The organism is Bacillus sp. 2D03, from assembly GCF_003946765.1.
Taxonomy (GTDB): domain Bacteria; phylum Bacillota; class Bacilli; order Bacillales; family Bacillaceae_G; genus Bacillus_A; species Bacillus_A cereus.
The window spans coordinates 295765-318912 of the sequence record NZ_RPSJ01000001.1 but is presented as its reverse complement, the minus strand read 5'-3'; the positions used below and the strand labels follow the sequence as shown (position 1 = coordinate 318912).

Below are 23148 nucleotides of genomic sequence, written 5' to 3'. Positions count from 1 at the left end.
ATGCGAATGTTGAATCATAAAAAAATACAAAAAAACATGGCATCACGCTTTTTAAAAGATCGAATTTACAAATTGTTATTTTATATAGCAATTTTATTTTCAATGGTAATTTTGTTTTTGTTACTTTTTCAAATTGTTGAAAAAGGTATAAGTTATCTTTCAATAAATTTCTTTACAAATTTCGCTTCACGTAATCCGAAAGAAGCTGGTATTGCTGCAGCTTTGTCAGGGACAATATTATTTATGAGTATTGTTATACCTGTTTCTTTTATATTTGGAGTTGGAACAGCGCTTTATTTAGAGCAATATGCGAAGGAATCTCTATTTAAAAAAATAATAGAGATTAATAATCAAACGTTAGCAGGAGTACCATCCGTTGTATTTGGATTGCTTGGTTTAACTATTTTTGTATATGCTCTTCATTTAGGAGAGAGTATAGTTGCAGCAGCACTGACGATGAGTTTACTCGTTTTACCAACAGTTGTTGTGGCGAGTCAAGAAGCAATTCGATCAGTACCAAGTGTATTATTAGAGGGTTCTTACGGATTAGGTGCTACGAAGTGGCAAACGATGTATCAAATTGTATTGCCATATGCTTTCCCAGGGATTATAACGGGCTGTACGTTAGCGATATCAAAAGCAATTGGAGAAGCTGCACCACTATTAGTTATTGGGGCACTTGCGTTTGCAAATTATGTTCCATTTAGTATGTTTGATAGATTTACAGTTCTACCAATTCAAATTTTTAATTGGATGAGTAGGCCACAAGAAGAATTTCAGTATGTAGCAGCAGCTGGGATGATTGTTTTGTTAGGTTTGTTGCTATTTATTAATATATTTGTTTTATGGTTACGAAATCGAAAATAAGTTGGAAGTGGATGAAAGGGGAATTCAAATGGTAGCAACAGTAGTAAATGTACAGGTGAAAAACGAAGAGAAAATCGAGACTGCGCCAAAGAAGGTAGTATTTGATACGAAAAACTTAAATTTATGGTATGGGGAAGACCATGCTTTAAAAGATATTAATTTAAGTATTCATGAGAATGAAGTTACAGCCATTATCGGTCCAAGTGGCTGTGGTAAATCAACTTATTTAAAAACATTAAATCGCATGGTAGAGTTAGTACCGATCGTTCGAACTACAGGTGTAATTGAGTATAGAGAACGCAATATATTTGATAAATCATATCCAGTTGAAGAATTAAGAACACATGTAGGAATGGTGTTCCAAAAGCCAAATCCATTTCCAAAATCTATTTATGAGAATGTAGCATACGGTCCAAAAATCCATGGTATTCGTGACAAAAAGACATTAGATGAAATTGTTGAAAAAAGTTTACGTGGAGCAGCGATTTGGGATGAGTTAAAAGATCGTTTGCACGATAATGCATACGGTTTATCTGGTGGACAGCAACAGCGTCTATGCATCGCGCGCTGCTTAGCTATTGAGCCAGACGTTATTTTAATGGATGAGCCAACATCGGCATTAGATCCAATTTCAACATTAAAAGTAGAAGAATTAATTCAAGAGCTAAAGAAAGATTTTAGTATTGTTATCGTAACGCATAATATGCAACAAGCAGCGCGTATTTCAGACAAAACAGCTTTCTTCTTAAGCGGGGAAGTTGTGGAGTATACAGATACAAACAAATTATTTACGACTCCTTCAGATAAGCGTACAGAAGATTATATTACAGGTCGATTTGGTTGATATCGTTTCAAAGCTAAGAGCAAATGCCCTCTTAACAGAGGGCATTTCTTATTTTATCTTACTGTTAATAGAGAAGTAATACTTCTCCTTATCTTAAGGTTTATTACAAGCATAAAAGCCCGATTGATGAGGGTTGATTAAAGTTTCACTTTTATATAATGGCACATAATATTGAGGGGGAAGAAAAATGGTAAGAGAACAGTTTCAAGGTGATTTAAAAGCGTTACAGCAAAAGGTGATCGAGCTTGGAGAATTAGCAAATGCGGCTTTATTGATTGCTATGGAAGGTCTGCATACAAGGGATGTAGAGAAAGCGTTAGAGGTCATTGATGGTGATTACCGCATGGATAATTTAGAAGAGGAAATAAACGATCTTGCGCTTATGCTCATTACGAAGCAGCAACCTGTAGCAAGTGACTTAAGAAGGATTTTTATTTCAATTAAAACAGCGACAGATTTAGAGCGTATTGCAGATCATGCTGTTAATATTGCAAAGGCTACAATTCGTCTTGGGGAAAAAGAAGTGGCTGTTAGTTTGCACAACCTGGATGAAATGTTTGCGGTTGCAAATGAGATGTTGCATTTAGCGTTAGAAGCATATGAACAAGAAAATTTAACTTTTGCGAAACAAATTGCTGAAATGGATGATTCCGTTGATGAAATATATGGAAAAGCAATTCGTGAGTTTATATCTTCGGTTCCGGAACAACCAGAAGCAATTACGCAAATTACACAATTATCATTTGTCGCGAGATATATTGAGCGTGTAGCAGATCATATTACAAATATTGCTGAAAATGTCTTTTATTTAGTAAAAGGAAAGCATTATTTATTGAATGAGTAGGAATTAAAGTAGGTGATGGGAAATCACCTGCTTTTTTTAGTCAAAACATGACAAAAAAAGCTCGTTGTTTCCTTTAGTTTATGATGATAAGATGTATCATAATGTAATGGAAAAATTAGTATATATGTTGGTCGTTAATAAGTATTATTTAACAATTAATAGTAAGCGCTTTCCTGTTGTTTGAAATGTACGTTTTTATAGGTGAGAAATTTAATTATATGGTCTTCTAAATGAGGATTTGTTTAACTAATCAAGTTTATGCTGCTAGTTCATGTGGGATAGGGAATATACATATGGTATATGGAGTTACTGAACATTATATAAGTGGAGGCTGAAGTATATGAAGGGGGTTATTTTAGCTGGAGGAAAAGGAAGACGCCTTAGACCATTAACATGTAATACTCCAAAGCCGATGTTACCATTATTAGAAAAACCAGTTTTAGAATATAATATTGAGTTATTACGTCAGCATGGTATTCGTGAAATTGCAATTACTGTTCAATATATGAGTACGACCATTAAGCAATATTTTGGTGACGGTAGTAAATGGGGAGTTAACTTGTATTATTTTGAAGACTCTCCTCCGCTTGGCACAGCAGGGAGTATTAAACAAGCAGAACAATTTTTAGATGAAACATTTGTTGTGATAAGCGGGGATGCATTAACTGACTTTCAATTATCAGAAGGAATTAGGTTTCATGAACAAAAGAAAAGAATGGTAACAATGTTTGTGAAAGAAGTAGAAAATCCACTCTCATTTGGATTGGTTGTAATGAATAAAGACCAGGAGGTTACACGATATATAGAAAAGCCGGGCTGGAATGAGGTAGTATCTAATGTTGTGAATACAGGCATATATATTATGGAGCCAGAAATCTTTTCTTACATACCGCCTAGACAATTTTTTGATTTCAGTCATGATGTGTTTCCGTTATTGGCAAACAAAAATGTATTATTCGCATATTTGTCAGAAGGTTATTGGTTAGATATCGGCACATTTAATCAATATCGACAAGCACAATTTGATTTGTTAACGAAAAAGTTACAAGTACCTATTCCTTATACGGAAGTATTACCGATGGTATGGATGGGAGAAGGGGTGACGATTGGTAAAGGGACGAAAATTCATGGCCCCTCTTTTATTGGAGAAGGAGTAAAGATTGGTACAGGAGCTGTAATTGAGCCATATTCTATTATTGGGAAAAATAGTATCGTTTCAAGTTATTCTCATCTTCAAAAAAGTATTGTTTTTGCGAATGCCCACATTGGGAAGTATTGTGAACTATTAGAAACGACAATAGGAGAGCGTACAATAGTTGAAGATGATGTTACACTGTTTCAAAAAAGCGTTGTAGCGGATCACTGTCATATCGGGAGAAGTACGGTAATTAAGCAAAAAGGAAAAGTATGGCCTTATAAGGCGATTGATAGTCATTCGATAGTAGGAGCGGCTGGTATTCAAGAGAGTGAAATGAGTGCAGGGTGGTTACAAAAAAGCCGCATTGTAGGAAGAGGGAATGTTGAAATTACTCCTCAGTTTATCGTAAAGATTGCGATGGCGTATGGTTCTCTTTTTACAAAAGGAGAAAGTATATTAATTGGAAGTCAAGAAAATATAGAAACAACCTCTTATAAAAATTTATTTTTACATGCTATTCATGGTATAGGGATTCATACGATGGAATGTAAAGAAATGAACGAGTCACTTTTTCAATATAGTGTTCATCATTTGCAATGTGCAGGTGGTGTTTTCATTCAAGTGGAGAATGAGAATGAGATTGTTATAAAGTTATACGGTCAAGCTGGCATGCCGTTAACGTATAAGCAGCAAAAAGAGATAGAACAAGTATATATGTCCGAATTGTTTTATTACGTGCATGAGAAAGAAATGGGGCGTAATAAGCTCGCTCATGTTTCTATGAATGAGTATATAGAAGTTATATTGGAGCATATTGATATCGAGAAAATACAGATGCAGAAGTTTCATCTTCTTATTAATAAGAGAAATGATACGTTGCAACATTTACTCATGCTCTTTCTGCAAAGACTTGGTTGTACAGTTACATGGATTTATGCAAGCGAACAAAAAGATCATGTGAAAGCTTTGATGAAATCAAGTAAAGCGAATATGGCTCTTATGTTTTCTGAGCAAGGAAATCATTTCGAGTTATACGATAAACATAGTAATATTTACCAAGGTACAGATTTGGAAGAGGTAGATATTCCAGATTTCTTACTCGAATCGACAGGAAATATTTACCCAATGTCTTTGAAGTTAGGGGAATGTTATCTTCTATTTTATACGCAGGATGAAAGAAAGTCGTTTCAAGTAAGGTGGAAGCGAGATATTTTATATCGGATTGGAAAATTATTTGAGCTAATAGCATTGCAAGGAAAAACGTTTCTCAGCATAGTGGAGCAATCACCTCCGCTCTATTTACTTTATGATGAAGTGGTATGTTCATGGAATGAAAAAGGGGAAATTATGAGGAAATTATTGGATGATATAGAAAGGAAGGGAGAAGGTATATTTGAAGGAGTACAGTTCAAATATACTGAAAAAGAGTGGTCTTATATCGTTTCTGACACAAAACAACCAAAATTTTTGGTGTATTCACATGCTAGAAACCCAGTAATAGCAAGGGAAAACATGAAAAATCTTATAGAAAAAATTAGACAATATCAAAAGGTGTAGAATTTTTATTTTAAAAGTGGTATTATAGTATAGTCTGATTTAAGTTATTAGTACTGGAGGGAAATAAGAATGCGTGTGAATATTACTCTAGCATGTACAGAATGCGGAGATCGTAACTATATCTCAAAGAAAAATAAACGTAACAACGCTGAGCGTATCGAGCTTAAAAAGTATTGCAAGCGTGACAAGAAGTCTACGTTACACCGTGAAACAAAGTAAGCAGTAGGAATATTTTCCTACTGTTTCTTTTTTTATTCGATTCCTATGTTAAAAGTGATACACTATCAGCATAGAGTAAAGTGTCACTGTAAGGGGGAGAGTGTGTGAAAGCAGAGAAAGTACGTTTGCGTAAACAAATAATAGAACACATGAATTCTTTATCAGAAGAACAGTATACAACTTTATCAGAACAGATTGCATTTTCGTTGTATGCGCAAAAAGAGTGGGTTGAAGCTAAAACAATTGGAATTACTCTTTCAATGGAAAATGAAGTGAATACATATCCTATTATCGAAAAAGCTTGGGAAGAAGGAAAGAAAGTTGTAGTTCCTAAGTGTAATAAAGGAACAAGAACGATGTCTTTCCGGCAAATTAATAATTTTGATCAATTAGAAACGGTGTATATGAATTTACGTGAACCGATTCCCGGGCTTACGGAAGAAGTGAATATGGATGAAATTGATCTTCAAATTGTCCCAGGCGTAGCTTATACAGAACGAGGAGAGCGAATTGGGTACGGCGGTGGCTATTATGATCGTTATCTCGTGCATTATAAAGGGAAAACGCTATCATTAGCGTATGATTTTCAAATGGTAAAACACATTCCGGTAGAGCCATTTGATAAAAACATAGAAAAAATTATTACAGAAAAAGGAACAATGCTTACAAATAAGCTTGTATAGACAAATAAAAATTGACGAGACTTTTTCTTCTTGATTATAATAAAATATGTGAACGTTTTCTTATTATAATTTTTTATAGTAAGTGAGCATAGAGGGTGATGAAATGGTATCCATTTATGATATTCAGCAATTGCTAAAGAAATTTGGTACGATTATTTATACGGGAGATCGAATTGCAGATTTACAATTAATGCAAGATGAATTGCGTGAATTAAATCAATCACAGCTAATCGATCCACAAGACTATCAAACAGCTTTATTTTTATTGAAGCAAGAAATTCAAAAAGAGCTAAATAAGAATTAGATAAAGGTAGGTAAGCAACATGGAAGAGAAATGGTTAGTTGGTGTTGACCTTGGTGGTACAACGATTAAATTAGCATTTATTAATGTATACGGTGAAATTTTACATAAGTGGGAAATCCCTACGAATACAGGTGAGCAAGGAAAACATATTACACTTGATGTTGCGAAAGCAATTGATAAAAAGCTAGAAGAATTAGGCGAATTGAAGAGCAAGTTAATTGGTATTGGTATGGGAGCTCCTGGTCCTGTACATGTGGCGTCTGGAATGATTTATGAAGCGGTTAATTTAGGGTGGAAAAACTATCCGCTAAAAGATTTATTAGAAGTAGAAACAGGATTACCTGTTGTTATTGATAATGATGCAAACTTAGCAGCGCTTGGTGAAATGTGGAAAGGTGCTGGTGAAGGTGCAAAAGATTTAATCTGTATGACACTTGGTACGGGCGTTGGTGGTGGTGTAATCGCCAATGGTGAGATTGTACACGGCGTGAGTGGTGCTGCTGGTGAGATTGGACATATTACAGTCGTTACAGAAAATGCTTTCCCATGTAATTGCGGAAAGTCTGGTTGCTTAGAAACAGTAGCATCTGCGACAGGTATTGTACGTGTTGCTATGCAAAAAATACAAGAGACTAATAAAGAGAGCATGTTGCGTTCTATGTTAGCTGAAGAAGGACGTATTACATCAAAAGATGTCTTTGAAGCACTTGGACAAGGTGATGAATTAGCAGGTGAAGTAGTAGAAAAAGTAGCTTCTTATTTAGGATTAGCTGTAGCAAACCTTTCTAGTACATTGAACCCAGAGAAAATTGTTATTGGTGGAGGCGTGTCTAAAGCTGGAGATGCGCTATTAGAACCAATTCAACGCTATTTCGAGCAATATGCTTTCTCACGTGCTGTAAAGAGCACGAAGTTAGCTATTGCAACACTTGGTAATGATGCAGGTGTTATCGGAGGAGCTTGGCTTGTAAAAAAGCACAAATACGAAGCGAAGATGATATAAGTTGTGAAATATGAAAAGAGGAAGGGGGGAACCCTTCCTCTTTTTTGTGTGAAATCTCGATGAAGAATAAAGTGTAAACGAATTAAGCTGCTGGTGGATACCCGTTATATAGAACAGTCATGATCGTAAACCATCCGAAAACGAGTACAGTTGCAATTGCAAAGCCGCTCGCGAAAAAGTTTTTTTCACGAAGTGTTCTAAGCGTAGCAAATACAGCTAACAGAGTGACAAGTGTAAAAATAATAACAAGGCCCATACAATATCCTCCTCTGTCTACCCATTTCTTATTATGAGTTTTTGGAATATTTACTCTTTTATATTGTACATGTTTTAAAAATGATTGTCGAGATAGCATCCTTTCTTTTCTTCAGAGAAAGAAATGTTGTATCATTAAAAGTAAGTTTAATAACTGGAGGAGATTTTCATATGAAATGGATACAAATGCCGTTAGGCCCATTACAAACAAATGCTTATATTTTAATGAACGATCAAAAAGAGTGCATTATCTTTGACCCTGGTCATGAAGGTGAAAAGCTCGTTACATATGTACAAGAAGAACAATTAAAACCATTAGCTGTTTTATTAACACATGCTCACTTTGATCATATCGGTGCTGTTGATGCGGTAAGAGACACTTTTCATATTCCTGTGTACGTACATAAAGAAGAAGCAGATTGGTTAGGAGATGCAACTGTAAACGGCTCTCAAATTTTTATGATGAACCGCAGTATTACAGCAAAACCAGCGGATCATATTATTGATGCAGAAGGTACATTAACAATTGGATCATTTAATTTTGAAATTTTTGAGACACCAGGACATTCTCCAGGAAGTATTTCTTATTATAGTAAAGAGGCGAATGCTGTATTCTCAGGAGATGTATTGTTCCAAATGAGCATTGGAAGAACAGATTTACCTGGTGGAAGTTTCGCTGAATTAATTGGAAGTATTGAAGAGAAATTATTTGTATTACCAGATGAAACAGCGGTTTTATGTGGACATGGTCCAGAAACAAGCATTGGCTTTGAAAAAGAAAATAATCCGTTTTTACAATAAGGAGTCATTATGGGAATGGAGCTCATTTTAAGAGAATGGATGGGGAAAGAAAAGGATTATTCAATTTCATATAGTACGTATATGAACCTTGTATTGTATACAGAAGGTCATGGATATTATATGAAAGAACGTGAAAAGATTGGAAGACAAGGGGATTTTTTTACAAGTAGCAACGTATCCTCTGTGTTTGCAAAAACTTTTGCTAAACTTTTTATTCGTCTTGTTGAAAATGGTGAAGTTGCTCCGAATATTTGTGAAATTGGCGGAGGAACAGGGAAGTTTGCCTATGATGTTTTACAAGAATGGAAGCAATTATCTCCAAAAACCTTTATTGATTTAAACTATTCAATGATTGAAGTGAGCCCCTTTCATAGAAAATTACAGCAGGAGCACCTTGGCTCATTTTCTAATGTATCGTACTATACCTCCTATAGTGAAATGGGAGATTCTTTCGAGGGAATTCTTTTTTCGAATGAGTTGTTTGATGCATTTCCTGTTGAAATAATTGAGAAAAGAAATGGTATGTTGTATGAAGTACGTATTACATATACAGAGGAAGGAAGCCTTTCAGAAGTATGTAGGCCGTTAGATAAAAGAATTGGTCGCTATTTATTGAAATATAATATTCATATTGCTGAAGGGCAACGTTTTGAAGTACCAATTGTGATGGAGGAGTATATAAAAGAAATTGCGAAATGGTTTCAAAAAGGTATATGTATTACAGTTGATTACGGATACACAAAAGAAGAATGGATGCATCCAGCACACCGTGAAGGAAGTTTGCGAGGGTATTATCAGCATAAGCTAATACGTAACCCACTAGCGCATCCAGGTGAAATGGATCTTACTACTCATATTCATTGGGACGAGCTAAAGGAGATGTTTAGTATGCAAGGAATGAATGCAGTATGGCATAAGAAACAATCTGAGTTCTTGTTAGCTGCAGGGATATTAGAACAGCTTACGAGCCATCAAGATACGAATCCTTTTTCTGAAACGCAAAAACAAAATCGAGCTGTTCGTTCTATGATTTTGAATGGAGGAGTAGGGAGTGCATTTGATGTTGTTATACATACAAAAGATATGCAACATTTACATTTGGATCGGTATGTAACAATATAAAAAACAAGACACAGTATATACTGTGTCTTGTTTTTTAATACGACTTATGTAGTATTATATATTTCCTCTCATGATATATATTTATATTAAAGATATGAGATGAAAAATATAGAATACGTTCTTTTTCTTCGATTATTAGTCCCTAACCTAATAATACGCGAACGAGTTGAATGATTGTTTCATTCTCTACTTTGTAATAAATTTCTAATCCTTTTCTTTCACTAGAAACGATTTTAGCGCTTTTTAATTTTGCTAAATGCTGTGAAATTGTAGATTGTGGCATGTTTAAGCCAGTATACATTGTAGAAACGTTGCTTGGACCGCGCTCGATTAATCCTTTTACGATACATAAACGAACAGGATGAGCTAGCACTTTTAATAATTCTGCATTACTTTCATATAGTTCTAATTCTTTTTGAAAGGTTTCTAACATGTTCTTTTCCACCTCCGTGTGAGCTATTATACCATACTATACATACCAAAAATTTAAAGAAAAGAAAATAGTTGTTGCAGAAAAAAAGTCCTAAAGTAAAGAAATTGTAAGAAAAGAGACCCTGATGTAAATAAAATAGGTAAATTAGCATGTTTTTGTAAAATGACATTTTTGGGTGAAAATTTCGATGCGTTTTAAAAATTGAAAGATATAGATATATTTGTAACACAATTTTATCATGATTTTCTTATTCTTTCAAATGAATATACGAAATTTTTAAAATAATATGACAAAGGAATTATAATGATATATATAGAATATAAAACAGGTTAAAAGAAAAGAAGCTGAATGTAATTCGCTTCTTTATGGTGATAATGAAATATTTGATTACGGCTGATAAATCTTAGGATGATCAATTCATTAGTCATTTATTCTAAAATTCATCTTTTAGCAACGTTAAAAATCTGTGATTCCATATGTTCTCATAAAAATCAATTGTCTCTTTTGCGGACATAAAAGGATTATTCAACGTAGAGGTTGTTTTCTGTACCATAAAGTTTTCGTATCCTAGTCCGTGGGCAAACTTAATCGTAGCATCCATACAGTACTCTGTTTGGGCGCCACAAAATTCAATGCAATTTACAGATAATCGATCTAAAATTTCTTTTAAGTTTGTTTTATAAAATGAATTTGCATGTGTTTTTCTTACAAAAAAATCTTGTTCTTGAACATCTAGATCGGTATGAATAGCCCAAAGTTCTTTCTCGGGTACTAAATCATCATCACAATGTTGAACAAAAAGGATTGGTTTATTTAATTTTCTGTATGAATAAATTCTTTTATTTACTTTTGTTAGTAAGTTCTGTAAATCAAATAAATGCTCCTCGCTATAACATACGCCATTTTGTAAATCGATAACGATTAAAATATCTGAACAAGTATCCATTATTTTCACCCCTTTTTATTTCTTAATATATCAATTAATCCATTATTTAGAAATAGATGATATACTTTTATTTTTTTATGGACTATAAGAAAAGAAGAAATTCAAATGAATATAACTAAAACGCAGAAAAAGAAGATATGAAAACCTAATCTCATATCTTCTTTTTCTCTATGCATTTACAGGTTCTTCTACATAAGAAAGGGCATTTTCAAAATCGGATATTAAATCGTTAACATTTTCAAGACCGACTGATAACCGAAGTAATGAATTAGAGATTCCTCTTTCATCACGAGCTTCTTGCGACAGTGCTGCATGTGACATTTTTGCTGGATAAGAAAGAATTGACTCTACAGCTCCTAAACTAACTGCAAAAACAGGTAATCTTACTTTTGATAAAAATTGGCGGAGTGCATCTTCTGACTGCAAAGTAAACGATAAGACCGCTCCAGCTGATGTTGCTTGAGATTGTTGAATATCAAATCCGAGATGTGTTTGTAATCCCGGATAATAGACATTTTGTACTTTAGCATGCTCTTGTAAATAATGTGCAATTTTATTCGCATTTTTAGCTGAATGCTCGAGGCGTACATGCAATGTTTTTAGACCGCGAAGTACGAGAGAACAATCTTGAGGTCCTAAAATAGCACCGAATGCATTTTGTAAAAATCCAAGCTTTTGAGCGAGTTCTGCATCCTTTACTACTGCTAATCCGGCAGTAACATCACTATGACCAGCAATAAATTTTGTAGCACTATGAAGAACGACATCAGCTCCAAGTTCAAGTGGTTTTTGGAATAGTGGTGTCAAAAATGTATTATCAACAAAAGTAAGAGCGCCAATAGATTTTGCGAGTTTAGAAACCTCGCGAATATCTGTCACTTTTAAAAGTGGATTAGAAGGTGTTTCTACATAAAAGAGCTTTGTATTTGGTTTCATGTTTTGTTTTATTTCTTCTAAATTGGTCATATCAACAAATGTATGTGAAACACCGTAACGGGAGAGTACCTCAGTCATCACTCGGTAAGTGCCTCCGTACACATCTTCTGAAATGAGTACGTGATCACCTTGTGAAAGAAGGAGGAATGCAGTGGAAATCGCTGCAATGCCTGATGCAAAGGCGAATCCTTTTGTTCCGCCTTCTAATAAAGCAATGATATCTTCAAGAGCTTCACGAGTTGGATTTCCTGACCTGCTATAGTCATATTTTCCGAACGTATCTACATCAAACTGGTGAAAAGTTGATGTGTTATAAATAGGAACGTTCACAGCGCCTGTTTGCGAGTCATGTTTATATTGGTTGTGTAGTAAGAGTGTATCTATAGAATAGCTCATATTCTTACACCTTCTTTTACGAGTTTAATGGCTTGCTTTAAGTCTTGAATTAAATCGTTACTATTTTCAATGCCAACTGAGAATCGAAGAAGACGATTGCATACGCCGTTTGCTGTTCTAATTTCTTCAGGAATATCAGCATGTGTTTGCGTTGCTGGATAAGTCATTAAACTTTCTACACCACCAAGACTTTCGGCAAATGTAATTAAGGATAAAGATTGTAAGAATGGATTAATCCAAGCTTCATCTTTAAGGCGGAATGAAATCATGCCGCCTCTTCCTGGATAAAATACATCTGTTACCCCGTCTTCATCGCTTAAATACGCAACAACTGCTTTCGCATTTTCTTCATGTTGTCTCATGCGAAGCGCTAACGTTTTCATACCGCGAATTAATAACCATGAGTCAAATGGGCTTAAAACTGCACCTGATGCATTATGATAATGAGCGATTTCCTCGCAAAGTTCCTTTCCTTTTGCAACGACAAGCCCGCTTAGTACATCGTTATGTCCCCCTAAATATTTCGTTGCGCTATGAAGTACAATGTCAGCACCTTCTGTTAATGGTTGCTGTATATAAGGTGTGTAGAATGTGTTGTCTACAATAAGAAGTAGTCCGTGCCTTTTCGCTACAGTTGCGACAGCAGCAATATCAGTAACTTGCATTAATGGATTAGTTGGAGTTTCTATGAAAATAGCCTTCGTTTCAGTTGTGATAGCTTGCTCAATTTGTTTAATAGACTGTGTATTTACGTATCTACATCGAACATTCCACTTTTTTTCATGCTCAGAAAATAATCGATACGTTCCCCCGTATAAATCTTCAGATACAATAAGTTCGTCTCCAGAGCGGAATAGAGAAAGGACGAGGAGAACAGCCGCCATCCCTGAACTACAGGCATAACCTTGTTCGCCATATTCTAAGTCTGCAATCGCCTGTTCTAAAAGACCGCGAGTTGGATTGCCAGTTCGTGAATAGTCAAAGCCAGTAGATTTACCAATTCCTTCGTGACGATAAGCGGTTGAGAAATAAACTGGTGGATTAACCGTTCCAGTTGTAGTTTCACTACGATTTCCGATTTGTGCTAGTTTGGTTTCGATTGTTGACATGTGAAAATTCCTCCTTTTTAAATTGAAACATTAAGTGAATATAAAATAAAAAAAGCCTTCTAAGAAGAAGGCTTTCGGTTTGAATAGAGTCTTCTTCTCATCTGTCAAATCTTTCACAATTTGCTGGAATTAGCACCTTATTAACAAAATGTTAATGGTTGCTGAGGCGTCACAGGGCCAGTCCCTCTACCTCTCTAGATAAGAATGTTCGTATGAAATTTTTATTATGTTTTTAACTTTACAATAAAAGATAATTGAATTGCAACTTTATTTTAAATAATTTTTATTTTTCCGCAAGTGTCATTGACTTTTACTTTTGTGCATGCTAAATTTATTAAAAAATTAACAAACATTGTTAAAAGGGGAACGCATTTCCTTTTAGCTACATAAATAAAATAATAAAGACAACTCTTATTGAGAGCGGTGGAGGGAAAGGCCCTGTGAAACCCGGCAACCTTCAAACGAAATGTTTGAAACGGTGCTAATACCTGCAAAACGAATGTTTTGCATAATAAGAGGAGGAACAATTATGTCCCCCTCTTCAAAGTGAAGAGGGGGTTTTTATATTGATAGAAATGAGGGAGATTCGTGAAATTACTAGATTTATTATCAAAAGGAATTGTAATAGGTGATGGTGCGGTTGGAACGTTATTGCATTCACATGGTTTGCAAAGTAGCTTTGAAGAATTGAACGTATCTGATCCAGATCTAATTATATCCATTCATAAACAATATGTAGCTGCTGGAGCAGATGTAATTCAAACGAATACGTATGGAGCAAATGAGGCGAAATTACGTATGTATGGTTTAGAAAATCAAGTTACAAAAATTAATAGAGCGGCAGTGAAATTGGCGAAAGCATCTGTGACAGATAAAAATGCAATTTTAGGAACAATTGGTGGTATGAAACATATCGGAGCTGTTACAACGACTGATATGGAAAGGGAGTTTATATTACTTGAACAGGCGGGGGCTTTACTAGAAGAACAGGTTGATGGATTACTATTAGAAACTTTTTATGATGAATTTGAATTACTTCATGCTGTTAAAGTGTTGCGTAAGCAAACGAATATTCCGATTGTTGCGCAATTAGCGTTACATGAAGCAGGTACGACTCAAAATGGAAATGATGTCAATGAAATATTAAAGCAGTTTATAGATTACGGTGCAAATGTTGTTGGATTGAATTGTCAACTGGGGCCGCTTCATATGACGGAAGCTTTCAAAATGATATCGATTCCGCAAAATGGCTATTTATCAGCATACCCAAATGCAGGTCTCCCGAATTATGTAGAGGGACGTTACGTATATGAGGGAAGCCCAGCTTATTTTGAAGCGATGACACCGAAATTTATTGAGCAAGGTATTCGGTTATTGGGTGGCTGTTGTGGTACGACTCCAGAACATATTCAAAGTATGAAGCGCGCTGTTGCGAATATTACCCCTGTAATAGAAAAAGAAACGATTCAAAGGCCAAAAGTCGTTCATACGCATGAGAAACGTTCGAAGGCTCACGTCACTCTAGCAGAGAAAGCAAAAAAACAAACGACAGTTGTAGTGGAATTAGATCCACCGAAAACGTTAGATACACAGCGTTTTTTTGAAGGAGCAAGAGCGTTAAAAAGAGCGGGAGCAGATGCTATTACTCTAGCAGATAATTCATTAGCATCGCCTCGTGTCTCTAATATGGCGATGGGTGCGTTATTAACGAAGCATGATATCCCAGTATTGACGCATTTAACGTGTAGAGATCATAACGTCATTGGACTACAATCTCATTTGTTAGGTTTATCGGCGTTAGGGATGGAAGAAGTGTTAGCTTTAACTGGTGATCCAGCGCGCGTTGGTGATTTTCCCGGTGCCACTTCTGTATATGATTTATCCTCTATTGAGCTTATTAAAATGATTAAAGAAATGAACGATGGACGTTCAATTTTAGGGAAATCAATTGGACCGGCGACAAGGTTTTCTGTAGGCGGCGCATTTAATCCTCACGTGAGGCACTTAAAAGCAGCGGTTAAGCGAATGGAGCGAAAAATAGATGCTGGAGCGGAGTATTTTTTAACTCAGCCAATTTACGATATCAAGTTAATTGAAGAAGTGTATGAAGCGACAAAGCATTTGGAACAACCTATTTTTATTGGAATTATGCCGTTAGTAAGTAAGCGGAATGCAGATTTTCTTCATTTTGAGGTGCCGGGTATTACTCTTCCTGAAGAAATAAGAGAGAGAATGGATGGACATGAAACGAAAGAGGCAGCAATTGAGGAAGGGATTCGCATTTCACAAGAATTGATCGATGCGGCGATGAAATATTTTAATGGTATTTATCTTATTACACCATTTTTAAAGTATGAAATTACAGAACATCTTGTTAAATATGTAAGAGAAAAGCAAGAAGTGAAAGAAGGTATTAATTGATGAAGTGTATAGAAGAAAAATTGAAAAATAGCATTTTAATATTAGATGGTGCAATGGGGACAATGATTCAGCAAGAGGATTTAACTGCTGAAGATTTCGGAGGAGAAGAGTACGAGGGCTGTAATGAATATTTAGTGGAAACAAGACCAGACGTTATTTTAAAGATTCATAAAGCTTATATTGAAGCTGGAGCGGATATTATTGAAACAAATACATTTGGGGCAACGAATATTGTACTAAGTGATTATGAGCTGTCTCATTTAGATGAAGAACTAAATGAAAAGGCAGCACTTTTGGCGAAGCAAGCTGTTAAAGAAAGCGGGAAGGAAGTATATGTTGCGGGAGCGATGGGACCAACAACGAAAGCAATTAGTGTTACTGGTGGTGTGACTTTTGAAGAATTGATTGAGGCTTATACAAGGCAGGCACGAGGATTATTAAAAGGAGAAGTTGATGTATTACTCGTTGAGACGAGTCAAGATATGCGTAACGTGAAAGCAGCTTATATTGGAATTCAAGCCGCTTTTGAAGAACTAAAAAAAACGGTTCCTATTATGATTTCAGGTACGATTGAGCCAATGGGAACGACTCTGGCTGGGCAAACAATTGAAGCTTTTTATTTATCAGTAGAACATATGAAACCATTATCTGTTGGGTTAAACTGTGCGACTGGTCCGGAGTTTATGAGGGACCATATTCGTTCACTATCTGATTTATCGGAGTGTTACATTTCTTGTTATCCAAATGCAGGTCTTCCTGATGAAGATGGACATTACCATGAATCTCCATCTTCTCTTGCTGAAAAGGTGAAGCGATTTGCTGAAGAAGGATGGGTTAATATTATTGGTGGTTGTTGTGGCACGACACCAGAACATATAAAAGCAATGAAATCCGCGCTAGCATCTCTTAAGCCTCGTGACCACCATGAGAGAGAAGGACATGGAATTAGTGGATTAGAAGCACTGCAATATGATGAGTCTATGAGACCGTTATTTGTAGGTGAAAGAACGAATGTTATTGGGTCACGTAAATTTAAACGATTAGTAGCAGAAGGGAAATTTGAAGAGGCTGCTGAAGTGGCAAGAGCGCAAGTGAAGAAAAATGCTCATATTATTGATATTTGTATGGCAGATCCTGATCGCGATGAAATAGAAGATATGGAAAACTTCTTAGCAGAAGTTACGAAAGTTTTAAAAGTACCGATTATGATTGATTCAACAGATGAAAATGTGATGGAACGAGCTCTTACTTATATTCAAGGAAAAGCTGTTATTAATTCAATTAATTTAGAAGATGGAGAAGAACGATTTAAAAAAGTGACACCGCTTCTTCAGAAGTATGGTGCTACTATAGTTGTAGGAACAATTGATGAAGACGGTATGGCGGTTAGTGCGGAACGAAAGATAGAAATTGCGAAAAGAAGCTATGAATTACTTACAAAGAAGTATGGGATACGCCCGTCAGATATTATTTTTGATGCACTTGTGTTTCCGGTAGGGACAGGTGATGAAGAATATATTGGTTCAGCGGCAGCGACTATAGAAGGAATTCGCCTTATTAAAGAAGCGTTACCAGAGTGTTTAACGATTTTAGGGGTAAGTAACATATCATTTGGTTTACCACCGGCTGGACGTGAAGTATTAAATTCAGTCTTTTTATATCATGCTACGAAAGCAGGATTAGATTACGCAATTGTGAATACGGAAAAATTAGAACGCTATGCGTCAATTCCACAGGAAGAAAAACGCCTTGCAGATGCATTACTGTTTGAAACGACGAAAGAGACGTTAGAAGAATTTACAAACTTTTACCGAGTTGCTAAAAAGAAAGATATCGTTGTGCAAGAAACGTTAACGCTTGATGAAAGACTAGCAAATTATATTGTAGAAGGTACGAAACAAGGATTACACGAGGATTTAAGTCTTGCGCTTGAAGAAGGAAGAAAACCTCTTGATATTATTAACGGTCCGCTTATGACAGGGATGGATGAGGTAGGACGACTATTTAATAATAATGAACTTATTGTTGCTGAAGTATTGCAAAGTGCTGAAAGTATGAAAGCTGCTGTAAGCTATTTAGAGCCACATATGGAATCTAGTGATAGTGCGAAAAAAGGGAAAGTATTATTAGCAACTGTAAAAAGTGACGTGCATGATATTGGGAAAAATCTCGTTGAAATTATTTTAGCAAATAACGGATATGAGATTATTAATTTAGGAATTAATGTACGTTCGGATCGAATTGTTCAAGAAGTACAAGAAAAGAAGCCGGATATTATAGGCCTTTCCGGTTTATTAGTAAAATCAGCGCAACAAATGGTAACGACTGCTGAAGATTTAAAAGCAGCAAATATTGATGTTCCGATTGTTGTAGGTGGTGCAGCGTTAACGAGAAAGTTTACAGATAATCGGATTTCACCATCATATAAAGGGCTCGTTTGTTATGCGAGTGATGCGATGACGGGGCTCGATATTATTAATAAGCTTCAAAAAGAAGAAGAGCGTGAGAAGATGAAACAGGATAAAAAAGAACGTCATCTTCATATCGTAAAAAAAGAGGAGAAGAAAGTAGAAATTCCAGCAGTAATTGAGCCATTACCGAAGGCTGAAGTTATCGTGCCTGATTCAACAAAACGAATTGTATTACGCGATATTCCGGCCTTTCATCTCGCTCCATTTTTAAATAGACAAATGCTACTTGGGCATCACCTTGGATTAAAAGGAAATGTGAAGAAGCTTTTGAAAGAGGGAGATAAGAGAGCACATGAATTAAATGATTTAATAGATGAATTATTGCAGGAAGGACAATCTTGGTTAAAGCCGAAAGCAGTGTATCAATTTTTCCCAGCGCAAAGCGACGGACAAAACATTGTAATATATGATCCAGAAGATCATACGCGTGTTATAGAGCGTTTCACATTCCCTAGACAAGGAAAGGCTCCCTATCGTACTTTAGGTGATTATTTGCGCCCAATAGGAGATGAGATGGACTATGTTGCTTTCTTATCTGTTACGGTTGGGGAAGGAGTTCGGGACATTGCTGAAGAGTGGAAGGTGAAAGGTGATTACTTACGTAGTCATGCCATTCAATCGTTAGCGCTTGAATTAGCGGAAGGACTTGCTGAAAAAACACATATGCTCATTCGTGACCGCTGGGGCATTCCGGACTCACCTGAACTGACGATGGAAGAACGTTTCCGTACGAAATATAGAGGAATACGAGTGTCATTTGGTTATCCGGCGTGTCCAGAACTTGCAGATCAAGAAAAGCTATTTCGCTTAATTCATCCAGAGGAAATAGGTATTTCATTAACAGAAGGATTCATGATGGAGCCAGAAGCGTCCGTAACGGCTATGGTATTTTCTCACCCTGAGGCAAGATATTTTAGTGTATTATAGTCTAGAAGGGGGAGACGTATGAAGAAAATAGTCTTTACAGGTGGCGGTTCGGCAGGACATGTAACACCTAATTTAGCCATTATCCCATATTTACAGGAAGACAACTGGGATATCTCTTATATTGGTTCTCATCAAGGTATTGAGAAAACGATTATAGAAAAGGAAGGCATTCCCTACTATAGTATTTCGAGTGGAAAGCTACGTCGTTATTTTGATTTGAAAAATATAAAAGATCCTTTTCTTGTAATGAAGGGTGTTATGGATGCGTATGTAAGGATTCGAAAACTAAAACCAGATGTGATTTTTTCAAAAGGCGGTTTCGTATCTGTACCAGTCGTAATTGGAGGATGGCTAAATAGAGTACCAGTTTTATTACATGAATCTGATATGACACCAGGACTAGCAAATAAAATTGCGCTTCGTTTTGCTTCGAAAATATTTGTTACGTTTGAAGAAGCAGCGAAACATTTACCGAAAGAAAAAGTAATATATACGGGATCTCCTGTACGTGAAGAAGTGCTGAAGGGAAATCGTGAAAAAGGTTTAGCGTTTTTAGGTTTTTCACGTAAAAAGCCAGTTATTACGATTATGGGAGGCAGCTTGGGCGCGAAAAAAATTAATGATACGGCTCGAGAAGCATTACCAGAACTTCTTAAAAAATATCAAATTGTTCACCTTTGCGGAAAAGGTAACCTTGACGAAAGTTTACAAAATAAAGAAGGATATAGACAATTTGAATATGTACATGGAGAACTGCCAGACATATTAGCGGTAACAGATTTTGTTATTTCACGCGCGGGCTCCAACGCAATTTTTGAATTTTTAACATTACAAAAGCCGATGGTTTTAATTCCATTATCGAAATTTGCAAGCCGTGGAGATCAAATATTAAATGCAGAGTCCTTTGAAAGGCAAGGGTATGCCTCCGTATTATATGAAGAAGATGTAACTGTAAAATCTCTTATAAAGTATGTCGAAGAATTGAATCAAAATAATGAAAAGTATAAAACAGCACTAAAAAAATATAATGGAAAAGAAGCAATTAAAACAATCATTCAAAATATTTCAGAGGCATGATGAAACAATCATGCCTCTTTTAGTAGGGTGAAAGATTCCAAGAATTGATATTTTTATGTTACAATAAAGTGAAACTTTAATCAGTTGGGTTCATCCCACATCTAACTTCTTTACTGTTACTAAATTTTGAGGAGGTAGTCTTACTGCCCTCAAATAGCGGGATAACAAATGGGTTAATAGGGAAATTCCAATTAATGAGGCGTGAAAATACGAATGGATTAGGAGTGACTGTGTTGGAGCTAAGTCTCTATGAAAATACTGCACTTATTATATGCTTTGTGTTGTACGTTGGTAGTGTTATTGTTTATATTTCAAGGAAATTTTCGCAAGAAAGAGAGCTTGAAAAGTCAGAGATAACAGCTGAACTAGAAATGTTAGCTGATGAAAGTTATAAAAAACAAAAAATAAAAGAAGACCATGAAGCATCCCATCATTTAAACGCAAATAAGTTTTAAAGATGGGGATTTTTTTTGAAGTTGTTCTTTATTATAGCTATAACAAATAACGCTAAAAAGGAGTTTCCCCATACACAATGAAGGAGTGTATATAAATGAATTTTTATATCGCCTCAGGTTTCCAAAATAAACATCTTGTACATTCCGTAGCAAATGAACTGAAACATGCAGGATGGCACCATACATATGATTGGACCAAAAATGAAAGAGCAGCGAATGAAGAACAATTAAGAGAAATTGGTCAGGAAGAACGAAATGCTGTAAAAGAAGCGGATGTATTTTTACTTATATTAGATGGCGGAAACGGGAGCCATACAGAGTTTGGAATGGCGATTGCACTAGAGAAAACGATATATGTATATCATGCAGGAAACCCGCTCCAAACAACGTTCTATCACTTGCCAGAAATAAATATTTTTGAAGGAGATGTAGCTGAGTTTGCATCTTTTGTTATGAATCATGTGAAATAATAGTAACTACCTAAAAGGTTATAAAAGTGATCTTTTGGGTACAGTGATGATAAGAAACGTATATAAAGGAGTACATAATATGAAATTAGAAAATGGATGGGAAACGAGCTTTTTAGAAGTCGTACAAAATAGTGAATTTAAGAAAGAGGCACTTCTTAGTCAATTGCTTTGTCAGGATAGTGAAGAAGTAGAAGAGCTTGTGGATGATTACGGCTACGAAGAACTTGTTGAACGTGAACATGATGATGAGTTAGCTGAAATCTTAGGAGAAGAACTTTTTAGTGAGATGGAACGCCAAGTATTCTTATCTTCAAACCCAGAAGAAAAACTTATTTCATTCGTCAATGGATTAGGTTTTCATGTGCTAGATTGGATCGTTCTTCTTGAAACAGAATTTGGCATTGATAGTGCAAACTTTACATCAGATGCTGTGAAGGTGTTAGAAAAGCGTTTCAGACAGTTTCCATACATAGAGGACAAGACAATTTTTGATATGACATTTGGAGAATCGATGGATGTATTAGAATCTGTTACAGGATTACAACTAAAGGAAAAGATGAACGTATAATGAAAAAAGAACGTGATTGGATCACGTTCTTTTTTTACATAATAATAATTTTATCATCTAGTTTTGTCTGCCCGGTAAGAAGTGCGTTTAAATATTCCACTTTTCTTATACAAGCTTGTATATGTCTTTCAATCTCTTGTAACTCTGCTTGGTGATGCGTTTCAATCGGATGAATTTGTACGTTGAATTTTTCAAATTGACTACTATATGTTATTTCTGCATAGCCGCTCATAATATCGGTTTCGTTATGAAATAAAAATTGCTTCGTTTTGTCACAGAATGATACATCCTGAAAGCCATATACTTTTAATGCTTCAATTACTTTTTTAATCATTTTTGTATTCATTTTTTAACCCTCTTTACGAAGTTCTACTTATATATTATAACATAAAAAATTACATAGAAAGCGCTTCCAAGTGTATTTTATTATAAACTTTACGTTTCAATCACAAAAATGAAACAAAGAAAAAATAATTGTAAAGAAGGAAGGACTCTTTTATTGTTTCGTCATATATATAGAGAAATAGTGCAATGAAAGGAAATTTTCCGAGGTGGAGATCGTATTTCCAATTTGAGCGCAGTAAAAGAGGTGAGAATTTTGAACTTTGATATTGTAGGACAAAAAGCATATATAAAAGATGGACCGCATCGGAACCGAATTGGAATTGTAAAGAAAAACGAGACAAAATTAGCATCGCAGTTTGCTATTGTAATTGGAGAACAAATCATTGATGTAGAGCTCAAGGATATCGTGTTAGTTGGAGTAGACGTAGGACAATTTCATAAATGGTGCGAACAAAATGGTTATTTGTGAAAAGGACGGGCTGTGAGATAATGAAATATATTTGAGGAAAGAGGATATGTTATTATATTCTCTTTTTCTATGTTTAAGGAGGCGAAAATGAAATATAAAGAACAGGAGTTTACGTTGGAGTTAAAAGAGAACATTCAATGTATGGAGAAGGAAATAGAGCGAATATCACTTAAACTGCATAAAGAGTATGCGCATTTATACATAGAAAAACACATGGAATTAGATATGGGATTTGCAAGAGAAAAAGAGAATCCCTTTGAGGTGGGTTATTATTCATCAGTTGCCATATCTATATTAGATGAAGAAAAAGAGATGATTGAATTTCACTATATTCCAATTTAGAAATGCGAAAGAATCTTGTTAGGAATGTCAATTCAATCAAACATTTTTGGGAGTAAGAAAGTAGGGGAACTTGTTGATGAATCTTGTTATGAGATTGAGGAGGAGTTAAAAGAGCAACTAGAAGAATACTTGGAGTAAGAATTCTC

At 35.4% G+C, this 23148-nt stretch carries 23 protein-coding genes, 1 pseudogene and 2 riboswitches; of the genes and pseudogenes, 18 read left to right on the top strand and 6 right to left on the bottom strand.

Annotated elements, in window-relative coordinates; all coding sequences use genetic code 11:
• The 8 genes from pstA to glcK all read left to right on the top strand — a co-directional run bounded on the left by pstA (window position 1) and on the right by glcK (window position 7459).
• Entirely contained in the window at window positions 1-867 is an 867-nt protein-coding gene (pstA, locus tag EBQ15_RS01925) for a phosphate ABC transporter permease PstA (RefSeq protein ID WP_001242563.1), read from the top strand.
• 28 nt (window positions 868-895) lie between these two features.
• Window positions 896-1711: a phosphate ABC transporter ATP-binding protein gene (gene pstB / locus EBQ15_RS01920; RefSeq protein ID WP_000226681.1), complete on the top strand. Its 816-nt coding sequence runs from the start codon at window positions 896-898 to the stop codon at window positions 1709-1711.
• Window positions 1712-1898: 187 nt separating this feature from the next.
• Window positions 1899-2555, top strand: coding sequence for a phosphate signaling complex protein PhoU (gene phoU, locus EBQ15_RS01915; RefSeq protein WP_000251240.1), 657 nt, complete (start codon window positions 1899-1901; stop codon window positions 2553-2555).
• A 340-nt stretch (window positions 2556-2895) separates the two neighbouring features.
• A complete protein-coding gene (locus EBQ15_RS01910) occupies window positions 2896-5250 on the top strand; it encodes a sugar phosphate nucleotidyltransferase (protein WP_000679341.1) in 2355 nt (784 codons plus the stop codon).
• A 69-nt stretch (window positions 5251-5319) separates the two neighbouring features.
• On the top strand, window positions 5320-5469 hold the full coding sequence (rpmG, locus tag EBQ15_RS01905; protein WP_001265616.1) for a 50S ribosomal protein L33: 150 nt from the start codon (window positions 5320-5322) through the stop codon (window positions 5467-5469).
• 104 nt (window positions 5470-5573) lie between these two features.
• Window positions 5574-6152 carry a 5-formyltetrahydrofolate cyclo-ligase gene (locus tag EBQ15_RS01900; RefSeq protein ID WP_000642752.1) on the top strand — a complete coding sequence of 193 codons (579 nt, stop codon included), beginning with the start codon at window positions 5574-5576 and terminating at the stop codon, window positions 6150-6152.
• Between the two features lie 103 nt (window positions 6153-6255).
• Window positions 6256-6456 carry a YqgQ family protein gene (locus tag EBQ15_RS01895; RefSeq protein ID WP_000253699.1) on the top strand — a complete coding sequence of 67 codons (201 nt, stop codon included), beginning with the start codon at window positions 6256-6258 and terminating at the stop codon, window positions 6454-6456.
• Window positions 6457-6475: 19 nt separating this feature from the next.
• Window positions 6476-7459 (top strand): glucokinase, encoded by a 984-nt coding sequence (gene glcK / locus EBQ15_RS01890; RefSeq protein WP_000391701.1) that lies wholly within the window; start codon window positions 6476-6478, stop codon window positions 7457-7459.
• Window positions 7460-7541: 82 nt separating this feature from the next.
• On the opposite strand, the gene EBQ15_RS01885 is transcribed toward glcK, so the two are convergent.
• Window positions 7542-7715, bottom strand: coding sequence for a DUF2759 domain-containing protein (locus EBQ15_RS01885; protein ID WP_000524852.1), 174 nt, complete (start codon window positions 7713-7715; stop codon window positions 7542-7544).
• Window positions 7716-7885: 170 nt separating this feature from the next.
• Here EBQ15_RS01885 and EBQ15_RS01880 point away from each other — a divergent pair, with 170 nt between their 5' ends.
• Window positions 7886-8515, top strand: coding sequence for an MBL fold metallo-hydrolase (locus EBQ15_RS01880; protein WP_000871238.1), 630 nt, complete (start codon window positions 7886-7888; stop codon window positions 8513-8515).
• Between the two features lie 9 nt (window positions 8516-8524).
• The gene (locus EBQ15_RS01875) at window positions 8525-9637 is read left to right on the top strand and encodes a class I SAM-dependent methyltransferase (RefSeq protein WP_000525141.1); all 1113 of its coding nucleotides are present in this window, start codon (window positions 8525-8527) and stop codon (window positions 9635-9637) included.
• A gap of 142 nt (window positions 9638-9779) precedes the next feature.
• Here EBQ15_RS01875 and EBQ15_RS01870 read toward each other — a convergent pair whose 3' ends face one another.
• The 4 genes from EBQ15_RS01870 to metI form a co-directional block, all read right to left on the bottom strand.
• Window positions 9780-10070 carry an ArsR/SmtB family transcription factor gene (locus EBQ15_RS01870; RefSeq protein WP_000894377.1) on the bottom strand — a complete coding sequence of 97 codons (291 nt, stop codon included), beginning with the start codon at window positions 10068-10070 and terminating at the stop codon, window positions 9780-9782.
• Window positions 10071-10503: 433 nt separating this feature from the next.
• Window positions 10504-11016 carry a cysteine hydrolase family protein gene (locus EBQ15_RS01865; protein ID WP_000379179.1) on the bottom strand — a complete coding sequence of 171 codons (513 nt, stop codon included), beginning with the start codon at window positions 11014-11016 and terminating at the stop codon, window positions 10504-10506.
• A gap of 168 nt (window positions 11017-11184) precedes the next feature.
• Entirely contained in the window at window positions 11185-12348 is a 1164-nt protein-coding gene (gene metC, locus EBQ15_RS01860) for a cystathionine beta-lyase (protein ID WP_000122306.1), read from the bottom strand.
• Window positions 12345-13457: a cystathionine gamma-synthase/O-acetylhomoserine thiolyase gene (gene metI / locus EBQ15_RS01855; RefSeq protein ID WP_000103892.1), complete on the bottom strand. Its 1113-nt coding sequence runs from the start codon at window positions 13455-13457 to the stop codon at window positions 12345-12347. Before metI ends, metC begins: the two co-directional genes overlap by 4 nt.
• Before the next feature lie 94 nt (window positions 13458-13551).
• Window positions 13552-13662, bottom strand: a riboswitch (SAM riboswitch).
• 203 nt (window positions 13663-13865) lie between these two features.
• Window positions 13866-13975: riboswitch (SAM riboswitch) on the top strand.
• A gap of 70 nt (window positions 13976-14045) precedes the next feature.
• Between metI and EBQ15_RS01850 the strand changes: the two genes are divergently transcribed.
• The 6 genes from EBQ15_RS01850 (at window position 14046) to EBQ15_RS01825 (ending at window position 21846) form a co-directional block, all read left to right on the top strand.
• Window positions 14046-15878, top strand: coding sequence for a bifunctional homocysteine S-methyltransferase/methylenetetrahydrofolate reductase (locus EBQ15_RS01850; RefSeq protein ID WP_000770356.1), 1833 nt, complete (start codon window positions 14046-14048; stop codon window positions 15876-15878).
• Window positions 15878-19276: a methionine synthase gene (metH, locus tag EBQ15_RS01845; RefSeq protein ID WP_000649680.1), complete on the top strand. Its 3399-nt coding sequence runs from the start codon at window positions 15878-15880 to the stop codon at window positions 19274-19276. Before EBQ15_RS01850 ends, metH begins: the two co-directional genes overlap by 1 nt.
• A gap of 18 nt (window positions 19277-19294) precedes the next feature.
• Window positions 19295-20353: an undecaprenyldiphospho-muramoylpentapeptide beta-N-acetylglucosaminyltransferase gene (gene murG, locus EBQ15_RS01840; protein ID WP_000724777.1), complete on the top strand. Its 1059-nt coding sequence runs from the start codon at window positions 19295-19297 to the stop codon at window positions 20351-20353.
• A 194-nt stretch (window positions 20354-20547) separates the two neighbouring features.
• Window positions 20548-20808, top strand: coding sequence for a DUF3966 domain-containing protein (locus EBQ15_RS01835; RefSeq protein ID WP_001250699.1), 261 nt, complete (start codon window positions 20548-20550; stop codon window positions 20806-20808).
• A gap of 95 nt (window positions 20809-20903) precedes the next feature.
• A complete protein-coding gene (locus EBQ15_RS01830; RefSeq protein ID WP_001012334.1) occupies window positions 20904-21278 on the top strand; it encodes a nucleoside 2-deoxyribosyltransferase in 375 nt (124 codons plus the stop codon).
• Between the two features lie 79 nt (window positions 21279-21357).
• The gene (locus EBQ15_RS01825; RefSeq protein ID WP_000764267.1) at window positions 21358-21846 is read left to right on the top strand and encodes a hypothetical protein; all 489 of its coding nucleotides are present in this window, start codon (window positions 21358-21360) and stop codon (window positions 21844-21846) included.
• A 34-nt stretch (window positions 21847-21880) separates the two neighbouring features.
• Here EBQ15_RS01825 and EBQ15_RS01820 read toward each other — a convergent pair whose 3' ends face one another.
• The gene (locus tag EBQ15_RS01820) at window positions 21881-22192 is read right to left on the bottom strand and encodes a hypothetical protein (protein ID WP_001093237.1); all 312 of its coding nucleotides are present in this window, start codon (window positions 22190-22192) and stop codon (window positions 21881-21883) included.
• A 252-nt stretch (window positions 22193-22444) separates the two neighbouring features.
• Between EBQ15_RS01820 and EBQ15_RS01815 the strand changes: the two genes are divergently transcribed.
• Window positions 22445-22660 carry a DUF3912 family protein gene (locus EBQ15_RS01815; protein ID WP_001008326.1) on the top strand — a complete coding sequence of 72 codons (216 nt, stop codon included), beginning with the start codon at window positions 22445-22447 and terminating at the stop codon, window positions 22658-22660.
• A gap of 87 nt (window positions 22661-22747) precedes the next feature.
• Window positions 22748-23140, top strand: a pseudogene (locus EBQ15_RS31490) (hypothetical protein).
• Window positions 23141-23148: the final 8 nt, after the last annotated feature.

What these genes read in the sequence shown, in the direction of transcription:
- pstA (WP_001242563.1), top strand. Translation starts at nt 1, where the DNA reads ATGCGAATGTTGAATCATAAAAAAATACAAAAAAACATGGCATCACGC.
- pstB (WP_000226681.1), top strand. Translation starts at nt 896, where the DNA reads ATGGTAGCAACAGTAGTAAATGTACAGGTGAAAAACGAAGAGAAAATC.
- phoU (WP_000251240.1), top strand. Translation starts at nt 1,899, where the DNA reads ATGGTAAGAGAACAGTTTCAAGGTGATTTAAAAGCGTTACAGCAAAAG.
- EBQ15_RS01910 (WP_000679341.1), top strand. Translation starts at nt 2,896, where the DNA reads ATGAAGGGGGTTATTTTAGCTGGAGGAAAAGGAAGACGCCTTAGACCA.
- rpmG (WP_001265616.1), top strand. Translation starts at nt 5,320, where the DNA reads ATGCGTGTGAATATTACTCTAGCATGTACAGAATGCGGAGATCGTAAC.
- EBQ15_RS01895 (WP_000253699.1), top strand. Translation starts at nt 6,256, where the DNA reads ATGGTATCCATTTATGATATTCAGCAATTGCTAAAGAAATTTGGTACG.
- glcK (WP_000391701.1), top strand. Translation starts at nt 6,476, where the DNA reads ATGGAAGAGAAATGGTTAGTTGGTGTTGACCTTGGTGGTACAACGATT.
- EBQ15_RS01885 (WP_000524852.1), bottom strand. Translation starts at nt 7,715, where the DNA reads ATGGGCCTTGTTATTATTTTTACACTTGTCACTCTGTTAGCTGTATTT.
- EBQ15_RS01880 (WP_000871238.1), top strand. Translation starts at nt 7,886, where the DNA reads ATGAAATGGATACAAATGCCGTTAGGCCCATTACAAACAAATGCTTAT.
- EBQ15_RS01875 (WP_000525141.1), top strand. Translation starts at nt 8,525, where the DNA reads ATGGGAATGGAGCTCATTTTAAGAGAATGGATGGGGAAAGAAAAGGAT.
- EBQ15_RS01870 (WP_000894377.1), bottom strand. Translation starts at nt 10,070, where the DNA reads ATGTTAGAAACCTTTCAAAAAGAATTAGAACTATATGAAAGTAATGCA.
- EBQ15_RS01865 (WP_000379179.1), bottom strand. Translation starts at nt 11,016, where the DNA reads ATGGATACTTGTTCAGATATTTTAATCGTTATCGATTTACAAAATGGC.
- metC (WP_000122306.1), bottom strand. Translation starts at nt 12,348, where the DNA reads ATGAGCTATTCTATAGATACACTCTTACTACACAACCAATATAAACAT.
- metI (WP_000103892.1), bottom strand. Translation starts at nt 13,457, where the DNA reads ATGTCAACAATCGAAACCAAACTAGCACAAATCGGAAATCGTAGTGAA.
- metH (WP_000649680.1), top strand. Translation starts at nt 15,878, where the DNA reads ATGAAGTGTATAGAAGAAAAATTGAAAAATAGCATTTTAATATTAGAT.
- murG (WP_000724777.1), top strand. Translation starts at nt 19,295, where the DNA reads ATGAAGAAAATAGTCTTTACAGGTGGCGGTTCGGCAGGACATGTAACA.
- EBQ15_RS01835 (WP_001250699.1), top strand. Translation starts at nt 20,548, where the DNA reads ATGAGGCGTGAAAATACGAATGGATTAGGAGTGACTGTGTTGGAGCTA.
- EBQ15_RS01830 (WP_001012334.1), top strand. Translation starts at nt 20,904, where the DNA reads ATGAATTTTTATATCGCCTCAGGTTTCCAAAATAAACATCTTGTACAT.
- EBQ15_RS01825 (WP_000764267.1), top strand. Translation starts at nt 21,358, where the DNA reads ATGAAATTAGAAAATGGATGGGAAACGAGCTTTTTAGAAGTCGTACAA.
- EBQ15_RS01820 (WP_001093237.1), bottom strand. Translation starts at nt 22,192, where the DNA reads ATGAATACAAAAATGATTAAAAAAGTAATTGAAGCATTAAAAGTATAT.